The organism is Pseudoalteromonas luteoviolacea, assembly GCF_001750165.1.
Lineage (GTDB): Bacteria > Pseudomonadota > Gammaproteobacteria > Enterobacterales > Alteromonadaceae > Pseudoalteromonas > Pseudoalteromonas luteoviolacea_G.
On the sequence record NZ_CP015411.1, the window covers coordinates 3,304,912 to 3,325,055 of the forward strand.

A 20,144-nucleotide genomic window follows, 5' to 3' on the forward strand; every position below is an offset into this window, starting at 1 on the left:
GGAAAATAACATGTTGAAGAAAATCTTAATCGCTAACCGAGGTGAAATCGCCTGCCGAGTCATGCGTACGGCAAAACGCTTAGGCATGAGTACAGTGGCTGTTTATTCAGAAGCGGATGCCAATGCACTGCATGTCAAACAAGCTGATGAAGCCTATTTCATAGGTCCTGCCCCAAGTAAAGATTCATACCTTGTCAGTGAGCGTATTTTAGAGGTTGCCAAGCAAAGTGGCGCAGATTGCATTCACCCCGGCTATGGTTTTTTGTCAGAAAATGACGCTTTTGCTAATGCCTGTGAAGAAAACAATATTGTCTTCATTGGCCCGCTAGCCAGTTCAATCGAAGCCATGGGGTCAAAAACCCGTGCAAAAGAGATCATGGCAGAAGCCAACGTGCCACTGGTACCTGGCTATTATGGCCAGCAGCAAGACACCGAGTTTTTAACCTCAGAAGCTGAAAAGGTTGGCTACCCAGTCCTTATCAAAGCAGCCTTTGGCGGTGGTGGTAAAGGTATGCGTGTTGTCAGAGGTGCAGATGAGTTTTTGAGTGCACTAGAAGGCGCTAAACGTGAAGCTTTGGCAAGTTTTGGTAATGACCTAGTGTTACTAGAGCGCTTTGTCGATAAACCGCGTCACGTAGAAGTACAAGTGTTTGCCGATAATCATGGCAATTGCGTTTACTTAGGCGACAGAGATTGTTCACTGCAGCGTCGTCATCAAAAAGTTATCGAAGAAGCACCTGCACCTGACTTAGGTGATGCGCTGCGTAAAGAGATGGGAGAAGCGGCAGTTCGATGTGCAAAAGCCATTAATTATCGCGGAGCGGGTACAGTTGAGTTTTTGCTTTGCGGTGACGAGTTCTTCTTTATGGAAATGAATACGCGCCTACAGGTAGAACACCCAGTGACTGAAATGGTGACTGGACAAGACCTCGTTGAATGGCAAATTCGTGTGGCAAATAATGAGCATTTACCACTTTCGCAAGAGCACATCAAGTTACAGGGCCACAGCTTCGAAGCGCGTATTTATGCTGAAGACCCTGAAGAAAACTTCATGCCCTACTCCGGTAATTTAGCGCATCTGAGCTTTCCTAAAGCGCAGCGCGGTGTGCGGATCGACACTGGTGTGCAACAAGGTGATGAAATCAGTCCGTTCTATGACCCAATGATCGCCAAATTAATTGTGCACGGTCACGATAGACGCACAGCTTTGCTTAAGCTCAGGTCTGCGCTTAATGAAGTGCACCTTGCGGGCGTTAAAAGCAACATTGCATTTTTACATCATTTAGCAGAACACCCAACCTTTATGGCTGGTGCACCTGATACGCACTTTATTGATACGCAAACAGACGAGCTAACAGCATCTAAAGCTCCCAGTGATACTTTAGTGTGCTTGGCAAGCATTGCCTACCTTGCTCACAAACAAGCACCAGAACTTAACACTCCGTGGCAGCAAGTGGGCTTTAGACTCAATCAAGCTCGTAAGCTCACGGTACCATTTACTGAACACTTTGTCGTTGCACAAGCACAAGGTCATCATTGGCAAGTTCACTACCAAGACTTTGAACACCGCGTAGAGGCCAAGCTTGAAGGCCACAAACTGATTGCGAATGTTGATGGCAAACGCATGATTGCCGATGTACTCATTGACGAGTCAACAATCACGGTAATGTACGGCCCTTATCAGCACACCTTCGAGCTCAAAACTAAGCACTACGTGAGCGAGCAAGAACATCAAGAGGCACCTTTGGCTGCTCCACTAAATGGTACTGTTGTTAAGCACTTACAAACTGTGGGAGCGAAAGTCAGTAAAGGGGATCCGATTGTCGTGATCGAAGCGATGAAGATGGAATACACCCTTAACGCACCATTTGATGGCACACTGACAAGCTATTGTTTTAATGAAGGTGAACTCGTAAGCCATGGCGCTATGTTGGCTATCGTCGAGGAAGAAGCACATGGCTAACTACCCAGCAAAAGTCAAAATTGTCGAAGTGGGTGCACGTGATGGCCTGCAAAACGAGGCTTCAGTCAGTACGCAAAGCAAAATAACGCTCTTAAATGCATTAGCAGACGCGGGGCTAAAACACCTTGAAGCTGGCGCTTTTGTCTCCCCTAAATGGGTGCCGCAAATGGCTGACTCAGCGCAAGTGATCCAAGGTCTTTCACGTCGTGAAGGCGTTGAGATAAGTGCCTTAACACCCAATTTAAAAGGGGCTGAGTTGGCCCTTGATAATCAAGTTGACGAATTTGCGATTTTCACTGCTGCCAGTGAAGCATTTACACAAAAAAACATCAACTGTAGCATTGAACAAAGCATTGAACGCTTCCGTCCCGTTGTTGATCTTGCTCAAAAAAACAACATCAAAGTAAGAGGTTATGTCAGTTGTATTGCAGGCTGCCCCTACCAGGGAGAAGTGCAGCCAGAGCAGGTTCTGTCGGTATGTAAACAATTGTTGGCACTTGGCTGTTATGAAATAAGTCTTGGCGACACGATAGGTGTCGGTACGGCTAACCAAATCGAATCATTACTAGACTTACTACTCAAACATATCCCTGCACAAAGGCTTGCAGTACATTTCCATGATACTTATGGCCAAGCGCTGGCAAACATCCATAAAGCGCTTGAAATGGGGATTCCAACAATCGACAGTGCGGTTGCAGGCCTCGGCGGGTGCCCTTATGCCAAAGGGGCGTCAGGAAATGTTGCCACTGAGGATGTTATTTACTTACTGCAAGGACTTGGCATTAGCACCGAAATTGATTTAGAAAGGCTAGCAAAAGCAGGTTGGCAAATTTGCGATGCACTTAACAAAGCACCTGTAAGCAAGGTTTCTTTGGCATTAAAAAATACGTGCCAGTCTTAATCATGAGACAATATTGACAACGAGGAGTGGGCTAATGGCCGGTTTCGATAAAGTAGTTACTAGCTACGAAGAAGCTATGGAAGGTCTTAAAGACGGAGATACTATCATTGCCGGTGGTTTTGGGCTGTGTGGTATTCCAGAAGGTCTTATCGCTGAGATTAAGCGTAAGAAAACAAAAGAACTGACTGTAGTATCTAACAACTGTGGCGTTGATGATTTTGGCCTAGGTATTTTATTACACGACCGCCAAATCAAAAAAATCATCGCGTCATATGTTGGTGAGAATGCGTTATTCGAACAGCAACTACTTGACGGCATCATTGATGTAGAACTTACCCCACAAGGTACACTGGCAGAGAAAATGCGTGCAGGCGGTGCGGGCATTCCTGGTTTTTATACTGCAACAGGATACGGTACACCTGTCGCTGAAGGTAAAGAAGTCAAAGAGTTCAATGGCCGTCCATATATTCTTGAAGAATCTATTACTGGTGAGTTTGCCATTGTTAAAGCTTGGAAAGCTGACAGATATGGCAATTTGGTATTTCGCCACACGGCGATGAATTTCAACCCGATGGCCGCAACCGCAGGTAAAATCACAGTTGTTGAAGTAGAAGAAATTGTTGAACCTGGTGATTTAGAGCCAAGCGAAATTCATACCCCAGGTATTTATGTTAACCGTGTTATCAAAGGTAACTTTGAAAAGCGCATCGAACGTGTTACTACGCGCAAGTAAGGAGATCACCATGGCTTTAAATCGTGAACAAATTGCAATGCGCGTAGCGCAAGAACTTCAAGATGGTTACTACGTAAATCTAGGTATCGGTATTCCTACACTGGTTGCCAACTATGTGCCTGATAATATGGAAGTAATGTTACAGTCTGAAAATGGTTTATTAGGTATGGGTCCGTACCCAGATGCAGACCAAGTTGACGCTGATATGATCAATGCGGGTAAAGAAACCGTGACAGCAGCCACAGGAGCAGCTATTTTTAATAGCGCTGAAAGTTTTGCCATGATACGTGGTGGTCATGTAGACTTAACAGTACTAGGTGCATTTGAAGTGGATCAGAGTGGCAATATTGCTTCTTGGATGATCCCGAAAAAGTTAATCAAAGGCATGGGTGGCGCGATGGATCTCGTCGCCGGCGCACAGAACATTGTTGTGACCATGACCCATGCTAGTAAACACGGCGATTCTAAATTACTTGAGTCATGTACACTGCCATTGACTGGGGTAAATTGTGTGAAAAAGATTGTTACCGATCTCGCTGTGTTAGAAGTAAAAGACGGCGCATTTCATTTGCTTGAACGCGCGCCAGGTGTTAGTGTTGACGAAATTATCAGCAAGACTGCAGGTAAATTAATCGCCGAAGGCGATATTCCTGAAATGCAGTTTGCTTAAGACGTATATTACGTGGTCAACATAGAAGATTAAAAACTAACACAATTGTACCGACCTCATTCCCAGTGCCAAAGGCGCTGAGTTACCCAAAACCCCTCGCAAGAGGGGTTTTTTTTATCCTCGACAGCTTATCTCTTATCAAAGCCAATTATAGGCTTTTTCATCCGACAACATCTTGTAACACTTCATCGCCATACTCGCTATTGAGAAAATTAATATGGGCTCCATATTGATATTATAAAATGAACACTTTTAGTGTAGTTAGAGTAAATATAAGTAAGTAAAATCAATTTTAATGAGGTGACTATGAAACGCGTGTTACTTTTTCTAGCGACAAACTTAGCCATCATGGTTGTGTTGTCCATTATTTTATCCATTCTTGGGGTGTCCTCAAGAAGCTATGCCGGTATGCTCACCATTGCAGCCGTTTTTGGTTTCGGTGGCGCGTTTATTTCGCTATACATCTCTAAATGGATGGCAAAAAAATCCACAGGAGCTTACGTAATTGATCAACCTCGAAATGAGACAGAGCACTGGTTGGTCAGCACCGTTGCAGAGCAAGCGCAAAAAGCAGGTATCAAGATGCCTGAAGTTGCTATTTATGATAGCCCGGAGATCAATGCGTTTGCTACAGGCCCCAGTAAAAACGACTCTCTTGTCGCTGTCAGTAGCGGGTTGCTCGCCGGCATGAGCCAGAGTGAAGCAGAAGCCGTGCTTGCCCATGAAGTATCTCATGTTGCTAATGGCGATATGGTGACACTGACATTGATTCAGGGCGTAGTAAATACATTCGTTATTTTTATCTCAAAAGTGCTTGCCAATATTGTCGACGGCTTCTTAAATGGTGATGAAGAAGGCGAAGGCTTTAGTTGGACGTATATGATTTTTGATCTCATCTTCCAAATTCTATTCGGCTTCTTAGCGTCGATGATTGTTGCTTACTTTAGCCGTAAGCGAGAATATGCTGCCGACAAAGGCGCTGCAGACTTAGTCGGTGCACACAAAATGAAAGCTGCACTTGAACGTCTACGTAGCAATCAAGAATCAAAGTTAGAAGGTTCAATGATGGCATTTGGTATCGCCTCAGGGAAAAGTGTGGTTGATTTATTTGCCTCTCATCCACCATTAGAGCAAAGAATTGCCGCACTATCTTAGTTTTTAATGTAAATAAATTGTTTAATTTATAACCATAGGCCCTTGCGGGCCTTTTTAATGACGATTTACAAATAATTAAATTTAGCGTTTTTTTTTGGATATTTATATCATGCTAAGTTATAAAAAATTATATTTATATGCACCAACTACATATAAACTATTTTTCTATATAGAGCTTTAAAAACAGCACTTAAGTCTTCTCTTTTCCTCTAGAACCGTAAAAAATACGTTTAAATCTTATACATACTTTATAAAATGCGTCTTTTTGGTTAATTTTTAACCCACTTTTAACTGTAATATTAATCTAAACCATACTTTTTGCGTGTATCTATACGAGGCCCATTTGTTTAAAATATGTAACCCATTTTATTGACATAATAGCAATATTCTAGATACGAAAGGTAAGAAGAAGTATGTTGATCAAAACCCGATTACTCATTTCATTTATGCTTATTGGTTTATTACCAGCAGGTATACTGGCAATGGTCTCGCTGTGGACTGCATCTACAGCACTTGAACAACAGGCATATAATCAGCTTACTTCCATCAAGCAAATAAAACACAAACAAATTGATGACTACCTCAATGCAAGGAAAGGCGATTTATCTGTAATCGCTAAAAAGTGGCAGCTACTTGTCGAGCAAAACCCAACATTCTCAAACTCAGAGCTTGCTCATAATTACCATAGCCTGTTCGATACCTTTATCACAGAAAAAGGATTTTACGACTTCTTTGTCATCGAGCGAGATGGTTTGATAAGCTACACCGTAGCTAAAGAATCTGACTACAATACTAATTTGATTACCGGTCCATTTAATAACTCAGGACTTGCCACTCTATTCACTCAAGTCATTTCTTCAAAAAAATTCATCTTGGCAGATTATAGTGCGTACGCACCAAGTAATAATGAGCCCGCTGCGTTTATTGGTATCCCAGTGATCATCAACGGACAGGTCAACTCTGTACTTGCTTTACAATTATCAATTGATGCCATCAACGCCATCATGCAACAACGTGATGGTATGGGCGAAACAGGTGAATCATATCTTGTTGGTAATGATTTCCGTATGCGTTCTGATTCATACCTTGATCCGATTAACCATACTGTTATTGCGAGCTTCGCAGGCTCTGTTGAAGCCAATGGGGTTGATACTGTTGCGGTTAGAAGAGGTTTACAGGGTGTGTCAGATACCGAAATCATCATCGATTACAATGGCAACCCAGTACTATCCGCTTACCTACCTTATACATTTGCAGGATTAAAGTGGGTGCTCCTAGCAGAGATTGATAAAGCAGAGGCCTTTGCTCCTGTGTATAAGTTATATTGGATTATCGCTGCTATTTTCATCATTACTGTGTTATCTGTAGCAGCTGCAACCGTACTCATTGCGCGTTCGGTACTAAAACCGCTTGGCGGCGAGCCGATTGAAATGCGCCAGATTAGTGAGCGCATTGCCGCAGGAGACCTAAGAGAGCAGTTCAGCCGTGATGAGAACGCAATTGGTGTGTATGGCGCGATGAGACAGATGAACACCTATTTAACGAGCGTTATAGGCACCATAGTTGAAACCACAGCACAACTGGCTTCTACAGCCACACAGACAAGTGCTGCCAGTGAACAAGCAAACGCTAGCTTACAAGAGCAGCATGCCAATATTGAACAAGTCGCCGAAGCAATTCAGCAAACTTCCCACTCAATCGATGAAGTGGCAACCAATGCCCGCACTGTTGCTGATTTAAGTCTTGATGCAGAAAAAACGTCATTATCAGCCAATCAAACGCTTAGAGACACTGTGGTACAAATGGAAGCACTCAGTACCGCTGTTGAGAACTCAGAAACAGCGATTAAAGAAGTTGAATACAACACGCAAAATATCAGTCGTGTTATCGAGGTGATCCAAGCTGTGACTGAGCAGACCAACTTACTCGCACTCAATGCTGCCATTGAGGCTGCGCGTGCAGGTGAGCACGGTCGAGGGTTTGCAGTTGTAGCTGACGAAGTCAGACAGCTCGCTCAAAAAACGCAAGCTTCTACCGCCGATATTGAAAACATGATTGCCAGCCTACAGTCTACCTCACAAACCGCTGTGTCTGAGATGCATGCATCAGCTGAAGCAACGAAACAAACGATCACTGCAGCCAATGACAGCGCTTCGCTTCTTGAGCAAAGTGTGCATCAGATCAATCAAATTGCACTGAGTGCGCAAACAATAGCACAGGCTGCACAAGAGCAATCAGCCACCACAGAAGAGATTTCTTATAACGTTGAATCGATTAGACAAGCAGCTATTGATAACGCTGCGGGTGCAGATCAAGTTACTAGCGCAAGCTTAGAGCTTGATAAGCAATCTAAAACCTTAAAGCAAGTTACTTCTGCCTTTAAGCTACCGCAGCAGTTGAGTTAACACGTCTTAATTAGCAAGCGCTTAATTGCGCTTGCTAAGACCGTAAGTAAACAGTGATGCCAAAACAAGCATCGCACTTGAAATCAACAAACACGCTTCAAGTCCATAAAACTGATACACAAGGCCAGAAAGCACTGTGCCTAGTAACCTGCCCATAGCATTGGCCATGTAGTAAAAGCCAACATCCATAGATACACCGTCACTATCTGCTATTTTGACAATAAGGAAGCTATGTAATGACGAATTCACTGCAAACACTGCACCAAATATCAACAACCCTGCAATGATCACGAACTTAGGCTGCCAATCTACCCATAGGCCTAGAGCTAGCAAAGCAGGAATAACAGGCAGTACGGCAACCCATTTGAGCGCTTGTTGATAATTACTACCTTGCTTGGCCGTGATCTTTGGCGCATTCGCTTGAACAATACCATACGCAATCACCCAAGACGCCATAAAACCGCCAACCCACCAATGATCCCAACCAAATGTCGAAGCCAAAAAGACAGGTAAAGCGACGACAAACCAAACATCCCGCGACGCAAATAAGAACAACCGTGCTGCAGCCAGCAAGTTCAACTGTCGACTTTTAGAAAACAGTTCATTAAATTTCGGTTTGTTCTTTTTCTTACCTAAATCCTGTTTTAACAAAACTAAGCTAGATAACCAGGTGATTGTCAGCATTGCTGCCATAAACCATAAAGCGCCTTGAAAGCCCAATAAAGTCAGTAGTATGCCGCCAAGGAAAAAACCGACGCCTTTTAACGCATTTTTCGACCCTGTCAGCAGCGCTACCCACTTATATAACGTGCTATCTTGATCCTTAGGGACAAGTAATTTTATGGCACTTTTAGCACTCATTTTATTTAGATCTTTGGCAATGCCTGATAAGGCCTGTGCAACCATGACATACGCAATTGTTAGCAATTGCTCATCTAGTGCCAACATGGACACAGCCACAATCTGTAAAAACAGACCTATGTTCATGGTTTTGTTCAGACCAAGACGCGCACCTAACCAGCCACCTAGTAAGTTAGTAACTACACCGAAAATCTCATAAAATAAAAACAAAGAAGCTATCGCCAGTGGGCTGTATCCCAATTGATGAAAGTACAGCACCACTAACATACGCAGCGCACCGTCTGTCAAGGTAAATGACCAATAGTTACCTGTGATCACAAGGTACTGCTTTATCTCTGGTGATAGCCTTGCAATAAGTGACTGCGTCATAACCTTAACTCCAGCGTTTGTCGATAACCAGACGAACCAGATCGACCGTCCTATTTGCATAACCCCATTCGTTATCGTACCAAACGTATAACTTTACTTGTGTACCATTCACCACCATGGTTGATGGCGCATCAATAATGGCACTTCTGGGATCCGTTTTATAATCTATGGATACCAGTGGACGCGTTTCATACCCTAAGACACCAGAAAGCTCCCCGTTTGCAGCTTGCGCCATCCAACCATTAATTTCTTCGACACTTGTTTCACGGTTTACTTCAAACACGCAATCTGTGATCGATGCATTGGTCAGAGGTACTCTCACAGCATGGCCATTTAGTTTACCTTTAAGTTCAGGGAAAATATGCGTAATTGCCGTCGCTGAGCCCGTTGTCGTTGGAATAAGACTCGTGCCGCATGAACGCGCGCGGCGCAAATCTTTATGCGGTGCGTCAATGATGGTCTGTGTATTGGTAATATCGTGAATCGTCGTCATCGACCCGTGTTTAATACCAATATTGTCCTGTAGCACTTTAACAACGGGCGCAAGACAGTTCGTCGTACAAGATGCCGCTGTAACTATCGGGTGCTGCTCAACATCGTAATCCGTGTGGTTTACACCCATCACAACATTTAATACACCCTCTTCTTTGACTGGTGCAGTCACAACCACTTGCTTCACACCTTGAGCAAAAAAGGCAGCGAGTTTTTCTTTGGTTTTAATCTTACCTGAGGCTTCTATTACAAGGTCACACATCGACCAGTCATTATCAGTAACGGACACTTGCTCCGTTACTGCAATGCGCTGATCGCCAATGATCATCTCACTGCCCTCACTCAACGCCTCGTGTTGCCACTTGCCGTGAACAGAATCAAAGTTCATCAAATGTGCTAAAGTAAGTGCATCGCCTGCTGGGTCGTTAATCTTTACTATCTCAATACCTGGTGAGTTCCAAAGTGCGCGCATGGTCAGCCGGCCCATTCTACCAAAGCCATTTATCCCAACTTTAATTGTCATCGGTTTTATCTCCCATTATTGAGCTGTTCACACACGCCTGTCTGACGATGTTCAATGCGCTCAGCTCATGAAAATTACACTACCCATTTCATGTATAGGCACAATCAGGCTACATACCGGATGTGCCAAACAAACAAAGTTATGTCTACTGGTTGGGGTAATTACAATATATGGAAAATCATATATTCACTTTTCCATATATGCAAGCAAGTAATTGTAATGATTTTGTATCATTTTTATTAATTTTATTTGAAACTTTTTCTTAATTTACTAACATGAAATTGAAAGTAAAAAGTAATGTTAAATTGAAAGGAGTTAATCACTATGAAGCTTAAAGTCACCAAAAAGCCATTGAAAAAATTGAGTTATGACAGCCTTCCACTCGATAAAAAACTGACTCCACTTGTAGGGGGCGCGGGTTTAAGTAATGGTCCAACTCAAGAATGTGAAACTTACTACCACTGCGACTCTGAAATACCATAATTGAGATAACACAGATGCAAACGTTATTACATTGAGCAATAACGTTTGCTTACTCCTAATTCTTACCTGCTCCAAAGCGATTGATGTTAAACTGTATTCAATCCCAGTTGTTTCGAGTATTTTAGATTGGATAAGAATACCTACATCCCAGAAAACTTTATCGAAGACGTAAAGCGCTACCTCCCTGAGCATTTAAATTTAGATGACTTCATTGATCACTGCCAAAAGCCTTTGAGGCTGTCTATTCGGGTTAATACATTAAAAATGTCTGTCGACGAATTTAAACTCGAAGCGCAAAAACTTGGCTGGCAGATAACCCCTGTACCTTGGTGTCCTGAAGGTTTTTGGATCACTCGGAGTAACGAAGAGCAAGCCAACCTCCCTATAGGTAACACGGCTCTACATTTAAGTGGCTGTATTTATGTGCAAGAAGCGAGCTCAATGCTACCGCCTTTGGCATTAAGATCTGAAATAGAAAACATGGAGACAGATCATTACGCCGTACTGGATATGGCAGCCGCTCCTGGTTCTAAAACCTCACAGCTTTGTGCCTTAATGGAAAACCGAGGCTTGCTCGTTGCCAATGAGTTTTCATCTTCACGTTTAAAAGTGCTCGCTGCCAATATGAAACGCATGGGGATCGCTAACTGTGCATTGTCACACTTTGACGGCAAAATATTTGGTGATTACATGTATGAGTGTTTTGACCACATACAACTCGATGCCCCCTGCTCAGGTGAAGGCACAGTAAGAAAAGATGCCAACGCACTCAAAAATTGGTCTATTGAATCTAATATCGATATCAGTGGTGTACAAAAAGATCTCATCAGAAGTGCTTTTCTAGCGTTAAAGCCAGGTGGTAGTTTAGTGTATTCAACCTGCACACTCACACCGCTTGAAAATCAACAGGTTTGCTCATTTTTACTTAAAGAATTTGCAGGTGCGATAGAGATCACGCCACTTGATAGCTTGTTTGACAATGCCAGTAAAGCAACCACAAGTGAAGGGTACTTGCACGTTTGGCCTCAAATTTATGACAGTGAAGGATTCTTCATAGCTAAATTTAAGAAACTCAGTTCTGTAGAGCACCCCAATCAGCAGCAAAAAAAAGGCGCATTTCCATTTGAGCCTTTTGCAGCTAAAGCACATCAGGCATTTTCCAGCTATTTAAAAAAGCAATTCAAAATTCAGCAACTTCCAGGCACGCTCATGCAAAGAGATAAAGAGCTTTGGCTATTTCCTGAAAAGCTCGAAGAAGTGCAAAACAAAATAAAATATGCCCGATTAGGTATAAAGGTAGGTTCAATACACAAAAATGGCGTACGCCTAGAACACGAGCTGGCAACTGCCTATGGACATTTGGCAACAACCAATGTGCATGCGCTCAGCGACAAACAAGCTATTGACTATTTCCAAGGTAAGGATATTCGTTTAGAAAAACCAACTAATCAAACAGGTGAAGTCATACTCACTCTGTGCGGTGCGCCGGTAGGACTTGGAAAATGGCAAAAAGCCAAGATTAAAAATAACCTCCCTAGAGATTTAATCGCACAAGGTCAGTTAATAACTTGGGTATAACCTGATTAGAACTTTTTGACAACTTTAAGATTATTAATTCATATGACTGCAAAACCTTGTTTTATATATGTTTTAAAAATGTCATTCTGTTTGTAACTTTTGTAATGCATTAACTACACTTAAAGAACTTTCTACTTCTCCCTTAATGTTTTAGAAGGTGTTTAAGTTAGCGCACGGCTCCATATGAGCCTTCCCCTACGCCCAGATTCACACATTACTGGGCGTTTTTTTATGTCAAAAACACAAGCCTAAATACGCAATAATCCCTTTTCCCAAAGTGGTAAAACAACCTTACTATACTGTCGCCAATTTTATCGTTGCATAAAAGCATATCAAACATTACAATTCATATATATTATATAGCAAATCATATAAAATATGGGTATTGTTAAAATTTCAGAAGAGCTCCATGAAGAGATCCGCCTTGCCAGCCAAGTCATGTCTCGCTCAATCAACTCACAAGCTGAATTCTGGCTAAAGATGGGCCGTCTCGCAGAGCAAAACCCCGACAAGCCTTTCGCTGAGTTAATCAAAATAGAACTAGAACAGGTAAAAAAGAAGCAATATGAATCCTGTGATAATTAAGGACCAAACCCAGATAATCAAGATGAGGCAATCAGGGCAGTTATTGGCTCGCATGTTCAAAGCGCTGGATGACTTTATCCGCCCTGGGCTCACAACTATGGAAGTGAATGACTTTGTGGAAGCGTACATAACACAGCAGCTTGGCGCAATTGCATCAACAAAGGGACAATATGGCTACCCCTATGCGATCAATACCTCCATTAATGAAGTCGTTTGTCACGGCATGCCAAAGGCCAGTCAGAAAATTAAATCTACCGATATCATCAACGTCGATATCACCCTTAAATATGAGGGTTACCTCGCCGATTCAAGTAAAATGTATGTCATGGCGGCAGCACATGGGCTTGCTAAAAAGCTGGTGCAAACAACCTACGAAGCAATGTGGCAAGGCATTAAACAAGTCAGGCCCGGTGCCACGCTGGGAGACATAGGCCATGCTATTCAGTCTTATACTGAGAAGCGGGGTTATAGCGTTGTGAGAGAGTTTTGTGGCCATGGTATTGGTAGCGAGATGCACGAAGGCCCAGATGTCCTCCACTTCGGTAAACCTCATGAAGGGCTAACATTAAAACCCGGCATGACATTTACAATTGAGCCTATGGTCAATCAAGGCCAACCTAAAATCAAAACGCTCAAAGATGGCTGGACTGTGGTGACTCGAGACCGAAAACTGTCTGCTCAGTGGGAACATACTATTTTGGTGACCGACACAGGGCATGAAATTCTGACGTTAAGAGAAGAAGAGCAACTACCAATCAATTAAACTGGTAGTTGACCTGATTTACTCATTTTTGTATGCCTTATCAGCGTGTTTTAGCGCATAGTAAAAGTAGGACGAAACTATAATTGCAGCGGGATTTATACCTAAGACCCAGGGTTGATGATATTGAAAGAAACTAAATTGTACGAGACTGCCTAACATAGGCACAATATTCAGCCCTGTTTGACTCGACACAAAAATATTTAAAAACGCTCCATTTGTGAATTGATACCCAATAAATGGAGACATAAACATAGGAATTTGGATCACCCAAAATATTAGGTTGTCTTTTACTACACTGACTGTCGACTTTTCGAATAGCCTCACAGCGGCCACAATCCCGAGTACATAAATCAGAACAAAAAATGCAAATATTACTGAGTTAATGACACCTGATATGTTAGGTAGTCCGGATAAAATTTGTGTTATTCCCAAGAATGAGCCACCGATTGTCAGCACCGAAGTGACTCGTCTAAACCAAGGGTTCAACGCAATCAGCTCACTATTTGAGGCACACACATCGTGTGTTGTCTGGCTAGGCTCATGTGCGATACCTTTCCCCTCATCATCAGCTTTAAGCGCGATTTCATCTGACCTAACAGCTAATATTACCTGTTGCTCAGTCATAGACTCTCTAAGTGCCAACTCTTCGAGAATGTCTTGATAGTTGTCGGGATAAGTGGCTTTATCAATGTCTATATAAGCTTGTCGTAGCTCTTCAATCGAATAATCAGCATAACGTCTCATTTTTACAACTCTAATTTACTCAAAACAATAGCGCATCATCTTGGGATAGCGACGAATTGTGTATTTTACAATAAATACTATTCAATGACGAAAACAGATCGACTATCCACTGAAAAAGGTAATATCCAAATTATTGGAATCACGCACAACCTCTGCATAAATTTTGCTGCGACCCGTTAAAAGATCCTCTCAACACTTACTCTCAAATAGAGTTATGTTATATTATATCTAAAATTCCACTCACCTTAGTTATAGAATCACGCCCTGCTTTAGATTGGCACACCCGATACTGTGCTCTTGGTTAAAGTTTGAGTGTGCAAGGATAAAATTGATGTCAATTCCAGTTACTATTTTGCATGGCTTTTTAGGCTCAGGAAAAACGACCCTTCTGCGTAGTTTACTATCTCAATCAGCCAATCATGGCTCTATCCCTGGAGTTGTCGTCAACGACATGAGTGAACTAGATGTGGACGGTGTATTAATCAAAAATACAGAAGTATTTGATGATGATAGTAACCAGTTTTTTACCATAAGTGGCTATAGTATCAGTAGTGCAAAAGGGTTAAAGGACCTGAAGATAGCGCTCAAAACTTTGAAAAAAGAAGTTCGACCACCTTGGATCATCATAGAAACCTCAGGAAGTAGCCACCCTTTACCGCTTATTGAGTTTTTTAAAAATAATCGCGACTACACACTAAAAGGCGTTATTACCCTCGTTGATGCAACTTGGCTCAAGGATGACTATCAATTCGGGCAATCACTTGTACCAAAATGGCAAGAAAATTTAAGCAATCAAATAAGAGGGATTGAAAACCTGCTTGTTGAACAAATCTTGTTTTCAAACCAAGTATTTTTGACCAAAACCGATAAAATAACCGCAAAGGCTGTTGAAACCATTGCGCAATCACTACACCCAATAAACCCCTATGCCGCTATATCGGGCACAGCTTGGGGAAATATGGACGTGACACAATTCCATCAATTTCCAGACTATAACTTCTTTTTAGTCGAGCAACTCATCACTGAGTTACGCAGTACAGTTAATGCTCCGTTGACACTATCAGGTAAGCAAAATCAAAAGTTAGTCTCGAAAGTGATTCGAGACGATAGACCTTTTCATCCAACGCGCTTATGGGAAGTATGCCACAATCATTTAACACATGGTGTATTTCGTAGCAAAGGGTTCTTTTGGTTACCCACCAGAGACGATATGTCGTTACTTTGGAGCCAAGCAAATGGCAGCGTTGGGTTGGAGTTTGTCGGTTTTTGGCGAGCACCAATTTTAAAAGATGAAAGCCATGACTTTACGCCAGAGCACTATGATATCTTGAAGAAAAAAATTGATAAAATTGACAGCCGCTTTGGCGATAGGCGATGCAGACTTACCGTCATTGGCCAAAAAGATGAAGCATCTAGCTTCGCCAAAGCACTCGAAGCCTGCTTTTTAACAGATGAAGAGCTTAACTTCTGGCGAAATGGCGGGACTTTTGAGGATCCGTGGCCAACCAATGTTGCAAAAGTCTAATAGCTTGCGCTTAGGCGTTAATTTTTAAAGCGCTTATCAGCCCAAAACGACCTTGGTTAGATGACGCAGGTCACGCATCAAATAAGGGAGTACCACTCCCTTATTTATCATGAGATATTAAAAACTCTCACAAGAGTTGAAATAAGGCGTGCCCGTAATATTTTTACATATGTCATAACCCGCACCACCATAGTAAGAATCACCTGCAGTACCACCATCCAGATAATCGTTTCCGTTACCACCAAATAATGTATCAGCAGCCGTCTCACCATATAACTTATCGTTACCATTTCCACCATAAATCACATCTGCACCAGTGCCACCATAAAGACGGTCGTTACCATCATAACCGTAAATGATATCTGTACCCGTGCCACCAATGATAATGTCATCACCACCAGTTCCATAATGTGTACCACGCGCCTCTACAGAGCTCGCGAAAGAAGCTGCAGCCAATGTACCCACTACCATTAGTAATTTTACAAGTTTCATCATTTTTCCTTAATTTATTTAGTTATATTTTGTTGCTTAACTTTAATATTGGAAAATTCATTCCAAATTCTGTCTTCATGATTACTGCTATGCACGCTAGTTATAGAGGTTACTGTTGGTACGCTCACGGTCTTTGAGGCTACTTTGCATTGCCCGTAATTTATTCATTTCATTATCATTTAAGGTATATCTTGAGAGTGATTTGAGGGCATATAACCTCACTGGCGGCGGCTCATTGGCATCGTCAGCAACTTGCCAAAGTACTGAACGGTTTTCTTCAGATTTAAAAGCACTATCACCCAGAGACATAACCGCACGAGCACGAGTATTAACATCAGGATCGTTCAGTGCAAGCTCTCTAACTTGTTGCAAATCTTGATTGTTGGTTGCCCACTGAGCCATTTGATAAACCCCATGGCGACGAATATTGTGATCCTCTGCTTGAACAACTATTGACAATGTACTTTGAACTCTTTGGTAGTCTTCTTCGCTACTTGGAGCAGGTTTTAATGCCATGATGGCAAACTGCTGCATATCTGAACCAAGATCTCCCTCTGAATCAATATGTGCTAAGATCCGGTCTCTTGTCTCACCAGTTACCTCTTTCATTTTGGCAACTAATAATAACCCTGCAGCACGCTGTGCTTCCTCTATAGATAAATCCAGCGCCAGATCCAGAGCAGCAGCTTGTGCAAGTGGGTGTCCAGATTCAGATAACACCGCACTCAACTCCCTACCTAATAAACTGTTAGGTTCACCTATGAAAACATCGATAAGCTCAGTGACGAGGCTCGGGTCCTCTTCGAGCAACATGAGTAAATGACTACGAAACACAATATGTGTATTACTTGGACCCATTATTGCGTGATGCAAAGATTCATTACTTTGTTCAATACTTAATTTAAGCTGCTGCAATGTACCTTCAAGCTTCTCACTCGATGTGACTTCCTCTTTGACGGTAACATGTCCATCAGAATAGCCTTTTTGCAAGTCAATATGCACGACTTGCTCTTCAATTATGGTACTTTCAACTTCATGGCTTAGCTCATCAATGGTACTGTCAGTATCTTGAGTAGGCTCAATTTCATTTTTCTTGGACGGAGACCCAAAAAATAAGAAACAAAACACCAACAACAAGACAAAGATAATCAGAAGAATAGAGTACTTTCCCCAACTGCGGTTACTTTGATGCATTACAGCGCTCTTTTTTGCTTTTATTTTGGGGCCAAATTAACGTGAGTTAATGAAAGTTACATTGCACAAAAGAGAATGTTTTTTGAACAAAAAAATAAGGGGGGGGGGGTAATATAAGATTGCTGGTCAATATAACCAGCCAAGTTGAATTTTAACTCGAATAGTTCACGTACCCCTATGCACATAAATAACGACAGTACCAGCTACTTTATCATGCCAGCCTTGTTTTTTAGGGTCCCATGCAACCCATAAAAAACCAATTCCTAAAGGAATAAGAGATACATAATAGGCAATATATCTAATTAGAGACTGTTTAGTTGTTAGGTTTGCACCTGTCTTTACATCAACAATTTTAGCATCAATCACCATTTTGCCCGGAGTTGCTGACTTATATAACCAAAACAGAATGACAACGACTAATGGTAGAATATAGCTAATTAAAAAGTCGGACTCTAAGGGCGCAACACGACCAGAACCCCAAAATGCTTCTCCATACACTAGGTGCGCTAATGGTAGTGTTATTAACACAATAACGATGGTATCAACCATGCTAGCCCAAAATCTTGGCCAAAACCCCACAAAGCAATATTTTTCATTACCTTGCTGACTGTCAATACTGTTCATACTTATCTCACTACACACAATTAATGCGTTAAGTATGCTTGGTTTATATGAACTTCTATACATAAATCTTGCTTATTTATAAAATAAAATTGTGATTTATGCACTGCCCCACTTTTAAAAACTCTCAACTAAACGATTACTCAATTTATGCTCGTCACGTTTATAATGAGAGAGCAAAGTTAATTGCACTCTCAAGTGTCATCATTCAAACCTTATTCACTAATACTAAGCGTAAGTTTAACTACAAAGAGCTTCATCCATTGCTTGTCATGTCTAATTTTATAGCATTAAACTTCAAACTCTCCCACCATCCCACTTAATTGTTGTGACATTTCACTAAGCTGCCTACTAGATAAGTTTGTATGCTTTGCACCTGCTTCCGTTTGCTGAGACACCGCAACGATACCATTGATATTATCTACAATGCTATTCATCGCATCAGACTGACCTTTTGCCGAGCTCGCCACACCTTGGCCAAAGCTTTGAATTTGCTTCACTGCACTGTCTATCTCAGCCAGCGTTTGACCACATTGCTTGCTTATAGCTAAGCCTTGTTCAGTCGAGTGTTTGCATTTTTCCATTTCGCTCACCGTTTCTGACACGCCCGCGTGTAATTGTTCAATGATGGACTGAATATCCTCAGTAGACTCATGTGTACGAATCGCCAATGTTCTTACTTCATCAGCTACAACAGCAAAGCCTCTACCCTGCTCACCCGCACGTGCCGCTTCTATCGCAGCATTTAAAGCCAATAAGTTAGTTTGTTCAGCAACTTTTTGAATCACATCTAACACAGCGCCGATTTGCCCAGAGCTCTCCTCCAATTTTTTCACTGACAACGATGCTGACTCGACACGCCGCGCAACTTGTTCAATCTGATGTGCATTATCGAAAATATGCTGTTTACCCTGCTCAGTAAGTCCATCTGCATTGTCAATCAGCATCAAAGCATTTTGGCTTTGATCAAACACACTATTTGCCGACTCTTTTAAATCAAGCACCTTATCTTGAACTGACTCGGTTTCCCTATTTTGTTGGGCAAGACCCAATTGAATTTGTTGAGTGACTGCTGATAACTCTTCAGCATGCGAAGCCAAAGATAGGGTGTTCACATTAATATTATCGATTACCTGCCTAAACTGTGCATTACTCGCATTGAATGCCACTGCCATTTCTGACAGTTCATCATCTCCACGATGCTTCAACTCAATGGTTAAATCTTTTTGGCTAGCCACCATCGACATAGTGCGTGTCAACTTGTTTAAAGGTTTAGAGATATTTTTCGCCACTATGCCTGATACTATCATCAACAAAGCAATATAAATTAGTAGCTCAAAAGTGATGAACATCAGTTCCTGCTGATATGCTTCTTCAATATCTGCTGAGTAAATCCCAGTGCCTATCACCCACCCCCAGTTTGACAACTGCTTTATATAAGAAACCTTATTAGAGATTTCTTTAGAGTCTGGTTTAGGCCAAGTATATTCAACAAAACCTGCGCCCTGCTCATTGACCTTGTCAACAAATGATCGAAACGCAAAAGAAATAAACGCTTCTTTGTGGTTCGTCATAGAGAGGCCGTTTAGTTGCGGTTTAATGGCGTGGGCAACCATATCTCCTTGTGTATCAAATAGAAAGAAATAACCTGAATCGCCATAACGAGCAGTATTTACCAGCTGTTTAACCTGCTCTTGGCGTTCTCGTTCACTGATATTGAATTTCTGCGCAATTGCATGTGCTTGCGTGCTTAGCGTGTCAACTAGGTTTATCGCTTGCTCTTTACGCTCAGATATCATGTTTTCTCGAAGCTTATTAGCCGCTGAAAACTGAATACCTATGATGATTGCAACAGCAACTAATGTGCCTAATCGTAGTTTATTCGCAACCTTTATGTTGCTAAGTAGTCGGTTGATGTTCAAAAGTACTGCCCTCAAATCTAAAGAAGATCTACCCCGAGTCCCTGTAGAATATTTGCGCAAATCATACACAAAACGCAACACAAAAAAAGTTATTTTCTGTATCGTTCCAAAAACTTTTTGGATAAAAAGCATACTCATATGATTTGTATAAAAAAGTAATTTAGG

Annotated in this window: 18 protein-coding genes; 11 read left to right on the top strand and 7 right to left on the bottom strand. The window is 41.9% G+C overall.

Going from position 1 to position 20,144, the window contains the following annotated elements; genetic code table 11:
* Positions 1–10 precede the first annotated feature (10 nt).
* The 6 genes from S4054249_RS13920 to S4054249_RS13945 all read left to right on the top strand — a co-directional run bounded on the left by S4054249_RS13920 (position 11) and on the right by S4054249_RS13945 (position 7,827).
* Positions 11–1,963 carry an acetyl/propionyl/methylcrotonyl-CoA carboxylase subunit alpha gene (locus S4054249_RS13920; protein WP_046357790.1) on the top strand — a complete coding sequence of 651 codons (1,953 nt, stop codon included), beginning with the start codon at positions 11–13 and terminating at the stop codon, positions 1,961–1,963.
* The gene (locus S4054249_RS13925) at positions 1,956–2,864 is read left to right on the top strand and encodes a hydroxymethylglutaryl-CoA lyase (RefSeq protein WP_046357789.1); all 909 of its coding nucleotides are present in this window, start codon (positions 1,956–1,958) and stop codon (positions 2,862–2,864) included. Before S4054249_RS13920 ends, S4054249_RS13925 begins: the two co-directional genes overlap by 8 nt.
* 34 nt (positions 2,865–2,898) lie before the next feature.
* On the top strand, positions 2,899–3,597 hold the full coding sequence (locus S4054249_RS13930) for a CoA transferase subunit A (RefSeq protein WP_046357788.1): 699 nt from the start codon (positions 2,899–2,901) through the stop codon (positions 3,595–3,597).
* A gap of 10 nt (positions 3,598–3,607) precedes the next feature.
* Positions 3,608–4,267: a 3-oxoacid CoA-transferase subunit B gene (locus S4054249_RS13935; RefSeq protein WP_046357787.1), complete on the top strand. Its 660-nt coding sequence runs from the start codon at positions 3,608–3,610 to the stop codon at positions 4,265–4,267.
* Positions 4,268–4,573: 306 nt separating this feature from the next.
* On the top strand, positions 4,574–5,422 hold the full coding sequence (htpX, locus tag S4054249_RS13940) for a protease HtpX (RefSeq protein WP_046357786.1): 849 nt from the start codon (positions 4,574–4,576) through the stop codon (positions 5,420–5,422).
* A 413-nt stretch (positions 5,423–5,835) separates the two neighbouring features.
* Entirely contained in the window at positions 5,836–7,827 is a 1,992-nt protein-coding gene (locus tag S4054249_RS13945; RefSeq protein ID WP_046357785.1) for a methyl-accepting chemotaxis protein, read from the top strand.
* Positions 7,828–7,848: 21 nt separating this feature from the next.
* Here S4054249_RS13945 and arsJ read toward each other — a convergent pair whose 3' ends face one another.
* A complete protein-coding gene (gene arsJ, locus S4054249_RS13950; RefSeq protein ID WP_046357784.1) occupies positions 7,849–9,057 on the bottom strand; it encodes an organoarsenical effux MFS transporter ArsJ in 1,209 nt (402 codons plus the stop codon).
* A 4-nt stretch (positions 9,058–9,061) separates the two neighbouring features.
* A complete protein-coding gene (locus tag S4054249_RS13955) occupies positions 9,062–10,072 on the bottom strand; it encodes an ArsJ-associated glyceraldehyde-3-phosphate dehydrogenase (protein WP_046357783.1) in 1,011 nt (336 codons plus the stop codon).
* 324 nt (positions 10,073–10,396) lie between these two features.
* On the opposite strand from S4054249_RS13955, the gene S4054249_RS26610 reads away from it, so the two are divergent.
* The 4 genes from S4054249_RS26610 (at position 10,397) to map (ending at position 13,481) form a co-directional block, all read left to right on the top strand.
* Positions 10,397–10,555: a hypothetical protein gene (locus S4054249_RS26610; protein ID WP_155401411.1), complete on the top strand. Its 159-nt coding sequence runs from the start codon at positions 10,397–10,399 to the stop codon at positions 10,553–10,555.
* Between the two features lie 126 nt (positions 10,556–10,681).
* On the top strand, positions 10,682–12,133 hold the full coding sequence (rsmF, locus tag S4054249_RS13960) for a 16S rRNA (cytosine(1407)-C(5))-methyltransferase RsmF (RefSeq protein WP_046357782.1): 1,452 nt from the start codon (positions 10,682–10,684) through the stop codon (positions 12,131–12,133).
* A gap of 378 nt (positions 12,134–12,511) precedes the next feature.
* The gene (locus S4054249_RS13965; protein ID WP_046357781.1) at positions 12,512–12,718 is read left to right on the top strand and encodes a ParD-like family protein; all 207 of its coding nucleotides are present in this window, start codon (positions 12,512–12,514) and stop codon (positions 12,716–12,718) included.
* Positions 12,699–13,481 carry a type I methionyl aminopeptidase gene (gene map, locus S4054249_RS13970; protein ID WP_046357780.1) on the top strand — a complete coding sequence of 261 codons (783 nt, stop codon included), beginning with the start codon at positions 12,699–12,701 and terminating at the stop codon, positions 13,479–13,481. The genes S4054249_RS13965 and map overlap by 20 nt, the downstream gene beginning before the upstream one ends.
* Positions 13,482–13,499: 18 nt before the next feature.
* On the opposite strand, the gene S4054249_RS13975 is transcribed toward map, so the two are convergent.
* A complete protein-coding gene (locus S4054249_RS13975) occupies positions 13,500–14,225 on the bottom strand; it encodes a hypothetical protein (RefSeq protein ID WP_046357779.1) in 726 nt (241 codons plus the stop codon).
* Between the two features lie 331 nt (positions 14,226–14,556).
* Here S4054249_RS13975 and S4054249_RS13980 point away from each other — a divergent pair, with 331 nt between their 5' ends.
* Entirely contained in the window at positions 14,557–15,750 is a 1,194-nt protein-coding gene (locus S4054249_RS13980) for a CobW family GTP-binding protein (protein ID WP_196764546.1), read from the top strand.
* A 117-nt stretch (positions 15,751–15,867) separates the two neighbouring features.
* On the opposite strand, the gene S4054249_RS26955 is transcribed toward S4054249_RS13980, so the two are convergent.
* The 4 genes from S4054249_RS26955 to S4054249_RS14000 form a co-directional block, all read right to left on the bottom strand.
* Positions 15,868–16,242, bottom strand: coding sequence for a calcium-binding protein (locus S4054249_RS26955; protein ID WP_052961114.1), 375 nt, complete (start codon positions 16,240–16,242; stop codon positions 15,868–15,870).
* Positions 16,243–16,338: 96 nt separating this feature from the next.
* A complete protein-coding gene (locus S4054249_RS13990) occupies positions 16,339–17,436 on the bottom strand; it encodes a HEAT repeat domain-containing protein (protein ID WP_046357777.1) in 1,098 nt (365 codons plus the stop codon).
* Positions 17,437–17,601: 165 nt separating this feature from the next.
* Positions 17,602–18,060, bottom strand: a complete 459-nt coding sequence (locus S4054249_RS13995) for an RDD family protein (RefSeq protein ID WP_046357776.1) — start codon at positions 18,058–18,060, stop codon at positions 17,602–17,604.
* A gap of 287 nt (positions 18,061–18,347) precedes the next feature.
* Positions 18,348–19,979, bottom strand: coding sequence for a methyl-accepting chemotaxis protein (locus S4054249_RS14000; protein ID WP_046357824.1), 1,632 nt, complete (start codon positions 19,977–19,979; stop codon positions 18,348–18,350).
* Positions 19,980–20,144: the final 165 nt, after the last annotated feature.